Source organism: Nocardia spongicola, from assembly GCF_047200775.1.
Classification (GTDB): domain Bacteria; phylum Actinomycetota; class Actinomycetes; order Mycobacteriales; family Mycobacteriaceae; genus Nocardia.
Window position 1 is genome coordinate 1 of sequence record NZ_JBJZOO010000036.1, and the last position, 4240, is coordinate 4240.

The following is a 4240-nucleotide window of genomic DNA, read 5'->3' on the forward strand; positions in this document are numbered from 1 at the left end:
CCTACCTGCCCGGGCCCCGTGTGGACACGGCGGATGTGGCCCAGTTCGGCCGCCCTGTAGCGGATGGCGGCCCGTCTCTCGGCGAAAGCGCTGCTTCTGGGCTGTGATGGCCGTATCCGGGACGTGAGCAGTTGTGATCCACCCCACACCATCTAACTTGGGGAACTTGGGGAACTTGGGGTAATATGGTTCGCGGAGGGCGGACAGGCCGCCCCGACTCCCAGGAGGTACGAAATGTCTGCTCCCGTCACCGATCTGCCCACCGACCCCGGCGCGCCCGAGCTGGCCGAGGCCATCGTCGCCACGGTGATCGAGACGTTCGCCGCGCGCGCCGCGGGCGAGTGCGCCGCCGACTGGTACAGCTATGACTCCTACGCGCGGTTCACGGCCTTGCTGCGCACCGGCACCGCGCACTCTCCCGCGCCCCGCACGGTGATCGCCGAGGCTCCCGGCACCGCCGCCACCGTCGAGGACGTCGAAATCTGGGGCTATGTCGCCTTCGAGGCCCTCGACGCCGCTTGCGCGCCGTTCCGGCTGCCCGACACCGCGCACATCAGCGATGTCGAGGTACCGGGCCGCTACCGGCTCACCTGGTGACCGCCTGAACCACAGCCGGGGCCGGGCAGCGCCCACCTGCCCGGCCCTGGCTCCCCCCGCCGCCCTTGCGCGCCGACCAGCGCCCCGGAAAGGACCCCCGAGATGACCAACCGCCCGCCGTTCACCGTGCCGATCGCTGCGAACGCGCACGCCGAACACATCGGCTCGCGCGACACCCAGCAGGACGCGGCCTACTTCAGCACCCGCATCGCCACCTACGGCGCCTATCTGGTCGCCGCCATCGCCGACGGCGTCGGATCGGCGACCGGCTCGGAATACATCGCCCGCGCCGCCGTCGAGGCGGTGTGCGCGCTCGGCGCAGCCGCCGATTACGGCGACTACCCCGCGGAGTTGTTGCCGCTGGCGGCCGCTGTGCTGCCGCTGCACGTACGCACCGCCGAGACCGCCGCCGCAGTCGCGTTTTCCGGATTCGCCGACGGTCCTGGCTACGGCTACCGCCCCGATGCCACTATCGCCGTGGCCACCATCGACGACGACGCCGCTATCCAGGTCGGTTGGCTCGGGGACTGCCGCGTGTGGGTCGAGCTGGCCAACGGGCGACTCCTGCGACTGACCGACGATCACAACATGGCGAAATTCGGCCGCCCGAACGTCGTCACCCGCACCCTGGGCGAGCCCGGCGAGGAAGGTCCGGCCCGCGCGCAGTGGCACCACAACGGCGACCCCGAGTTACGGCCGGTGCGGGTACTGCTGACCACCGACGGCGTACATGGGCCGCTGTCCGAGCGCGCGATCCGGTGCGCGTTGACCAACGCCCCGAACGCCCAGCGCGCCGCGCTGTGGCTCACCAAGTGGGCGGTACGCGCCGACGGACCCCGGGCCGACAACGCCAGCGCATTGCTGTTCGAGATCGCCCCGGCCGAACCGGACCCCGCGGACGGCGCGGGCGATGCCGAGGAACTCGCGCCGTTCTGACCGACGCGCGCTCACCGACCCCGGCCGGGCCGCCGTGCCCGGCCGGTGACGACCACCCGAGGAAGGATCACCGATGAACACCACCGACACCACGCCCGCCGAGGAGCGCGGCCAGGCCGAGACCGTCGCCGAGCTGCGCCGCGTGCTGGAATCACTCGACGAATTCCGCAGCGGCGAAGACGTCGACGACCTCGAGCGGGCATACGACATCGTGGCCCGGTTGCGCGCCGCCGCCGAGGCCGACCCCGTGCCCGTGCCGCAGGCCGACCGCGCCGCCGAGGACTACGACGAGGTGATCCGGTTCGCCTGCCGCAGCTGCGAATACACCTCGCCGAACTTCCGGCGCACCGACAAGGTCCCGCACGACCAGGCGCACGCGCGCGAGACCGGGCACGCCGAGTTCGACATGTTCGTACTGACGCGCACCAAGTCGACCGTGTGGCCGGTCCGATGAGCGCGCCCCAGCCCGCCGACCCGGTCGTCGCTCTCGCGCGTCGGCATCACGACCTGGTCGGGGTGTCGGTGTGGACCGGAGACGACGGGGCGACCGTCGTGCAGATCGACACCGCCGAGAACGCGGGCCGGTTGCGCGTGGCCGTCAACGACGGCGCGGTGTTCGACGGAATCGTGTTCGACGCCCGACCCGACCACGGCGACCACCATCCGGTCGTCATCGGCTACGCCGCCCGCGTGGTCGCCGCCCTGGCCCGCTACGCCGCCGAGGTCGCCGACGCCGTCGGGCGCGGTCGGTGACCGTGCCGGCCGAGGACGGGCCCGGCCCGATCCCGACGCGGCAACCCTGTTCGCCTGCACACGGTGTCACTTCCACCGTGTGTGCGGCGGATGGGTGATCGACGACGAGCAGGTGTGCGCGGGACGCAAGGCCGCGTTCGGGCCGATCCTTCGCCACCTGCCCGCCCCGGCCGCGTCTGTTCCCCGACCACCGCACCCCCGGCCGCTGGGAGTGCCGCAGGTGCCGCACGATCACCTAGCCGACGACCGCCGCCCCTGTGGCGGTGAAGGAACCACCCACGCGAGCCGGGCAAGTAGGCGCTGCCCGGCCCGCGCGTTCTGTGGCCCACTTCACATCCGAATATTTGGGGAACTTGGGGAACTTGGGGTAGTATGGTTGGCAGAGGGCGGACAGGCCGCCCCCACTGAGGAGGAGACCGCGATGGACCAGGCCACCTACGAAACCCGCTGCCCGCAGCGCTACCGCTGCCCGCGCCCCGCGCACTTCACCGCGGCGCTGGAGTGCGCCGACTTCCACGACCACCAGGTGATCGGTACCGAGGACCGGCGCGCGCACGTCTGCGTGGTCACCAACGGTGAAAAGCACTTCGCGGCCGCCGCCGAGTGGACCGAGCACCTGCGCGGCATCGCCGCGCTCGGGTCGACCGAACGCGCGGCCGCGATCCGCGCCGAACGCCTGCACGACGTCGACATCGACACCGTGCACCGCTTCGTGCGCGCCGCGCGTTTCCTCACCGCGATCGAATCCTGAAATTCCCCGCGGGGCCGGGCAGCGCCCACCTGCCCGGCCCCGCACCTCGCCCACCATGACGAAGGAGCGGACGAATGTCCGAAAACCTCACCCTGTCCCACACCCACGCCGAGGGAACGATCCTCGAGGGAACCACTCCGGGCGCCGGATACGGTGTCCTGCTGGCTCAGGCCACCAAGGGCCGCCGCCCGTGGCGGTTCTCCGGCCGGGACAATCGATGGTTCATCCGGGGCACGCGCGACCTCGAGGCCCCGCGCGATCTGATCGACCGCACCGCCGAGGTGCTGCGCGCCGCCGGGCACACCGTCACGGTGCGCATCGACGACACCCCGCGTCCAACCGCCGAAGTCGAGGCCGACCGCCGCGAGCGCGCCGAGCGTCGCACGGCCGCACTGGAACGCAAGGCCGAACGCCGCCGCATCACCGCCGACGAAGCCGACGCCGAGGAAGCCGACGCCGAGGAAGATCACGCCCGCGAGTCGCTGCCCCCGTTCGGTCAGCCGATCCTGTCCGGTCACCACAGCGAGGGCAAACACCGCCGCCTCATCGCGGCGTTCTCGCAAGCGGCCGACAACGCCGTCATCGCCCACCGCGAGACCGCCACGGCCGAGGCACGGGCGAAGGTGGCCGCCCTGGCGACGCCGGTCCGCGAGAACATCGCGGTCACGCTGCGCCGCATCGAGGAACTGACCGCCGAGCGCGGCCGCATTGAGCGCCAGCTCAACGGACACACCCGAAAGTTGTTCACCAACAGCCAGACCGGGGAGCCGGTCTATGAGAACACCCCCGCCGCTGTCGGTGAACGTCGCGAAGCCCTCACGCAGGATCTCGCTCAGGTCGACGACCAGCTTTCGTACTGGCGCGCCCACGTCGCCGCCGCCGAGGCCGCCGGAACCGTCGTGTTCGGCCCCGAGAAGGTGCGCGCCGGGGACTACGTGCGCATCAGGGGACAGTGGTGGCCGCATCCGGTCGAGCGGGTCAACCGCAAGACCGTACGGCTCGGCGGCACGGTGGGCACCTCCTCGACGGTGCCCTACGACCGCATCACGGCCGTACGCGACAGCGCGGGCCGCGACGTGGCGTACATCGATGGCGTGCGCGTCGAACCGGATGTCGTCGACGGCGAACGCTGACCGGCCCCCAGTCTCCCCGGTGATCTGGCCCACAGCCGAATCATTGGGGAAGTTGGGGAACTTGGGGTAC

The 4240-nt window shown here is 71.5% G+C and carries 6 protein-coding genes; all 6 read left to right on the plus strand.

What is annotated here, in order from left to right; all coding sequences use genetic code 11:
• Positions 1 to 234: 234 nt before the first annotated feature.
• The 6 genes from ACL02S_RS24005 to ACL02S_RS24030 all read left to right on the plus strand — a co-directional run bounded on the left by ACL02S_RS24005 (position 235) and on the right by ACL02S_RS24030 (position 4170).
• Positions 235 to 597, plus strand: a complete 363-nt coding sequence (locus ACL02S_RS24005; RefSeq protein WP_412804766.1) for a hypothetical protein — start codon at positions 235 to 237, stop codon at positions 595 to 597.
• A 102-nt stretch (positions 598 to 699) separates the two neighbouring features.
• Positions 700 to 1533 carry a PP2C family protein-serine/threonine phosphatase gene (locus ACL02S_RS24010; RefSeq protein WP_412804767.1) on the plus strand — a complete coding sequence of 278 codons (834 nt, stop codon included), beginning with the start codon at positions 700 to 702 and terminating at the stop codon, positions 1531 to 1533.
• Positions 1534 to 1606: 73 nt separating this feature from the next.
• A complete protein-coding gene (locus ACL02S_RS24015) occupies positions 1607 to 1987 on the plus strand; it encodes a hypothetical protein (RefSeq protein ID WP_412804768.1) in 381 nt (126 codons plus the stop codon).
• Entirely contained in the window at positions 1984 to 2286 is a 303-nt protein-coding gene (locus tag ACL02S_RS24020) for a hypothetical protein (RefSeq protein WP_412804769.1), read from the plus strand. Before ACL02S_RS24015 ends, ACL02S_RS24020 begins: the two co-directional genes overlap by 4 nt.
• Before the next feature lie 421 nt (positions 2287 to 2707).
• Positions 2708 to 3037: a hypothetical protein gene (locus ACL02S_RS24025; protein ID WP_412804770.1), complete on the plus strand. Its 330-nt coding sequence runs from the start codon at positions 2708 to 2710 to the stop codon at positions 3035 to 3037.
• Between the two features lie 74 nt (positions 3038 to 3111).
• A complete protein-coding gene (locus ACL02S_RS24030; RefSeq protein WP_412804771.1) occupies positions 3112 to 4170 on the plus strand; it encodes a DUF3560 domain-containing protein in 1059 nt (352 codons plus the stop codon).
• Positions 4171 to 4240 lie beyond the last annotated feature (70 nt).

Bases quoted from the DNA above. Each gene is read 5' to 3' on its own strand.
- ACL02S_RS24005 (WP_412804766.1), top strand. From the start codon at position 235: ATGTCTGCTCCCGTCACCGATCTGCCCACCGACCCCGGCGCGCCCGAG.
- ACL02S_RS24010 (WP_412804767.1), top strand. From the start codon at position 700: ATGACCAACCGCCCGCCGTTCACCGTGCCGATCGCTGCGAACGCGCAC.
- ACL02S_RS24015 (WP_412804768.1), top strand. From the start codon at position 1,607: ATGAACACCACCGACACCACGCCCGCCGAGGAGCGCGGCCAGGCCGAG.
- ACL02S_RS24020 (WP_412804769.1), top strand. From the start codon at position 1,984: ATGAGCGCGCCCCAGCCCGCCGACCCGGTCGTCGCTCTCGCGCGTCGG.
- ACL02S_RS24025 (WP_412804770.1), top strand. From the start codon at position 2,708: ATGGACCAGGCCACCTACGAAACCCGCTGCCCGCAGCGCTACCGCTGC.
- ACL02S_RS24030 (WP_412804771.1), top strand. From the start codon at position 3,112: ATGTCCGAAAACCTCACCCTGTCCCACACCCACGCCGAGGGAACGATC.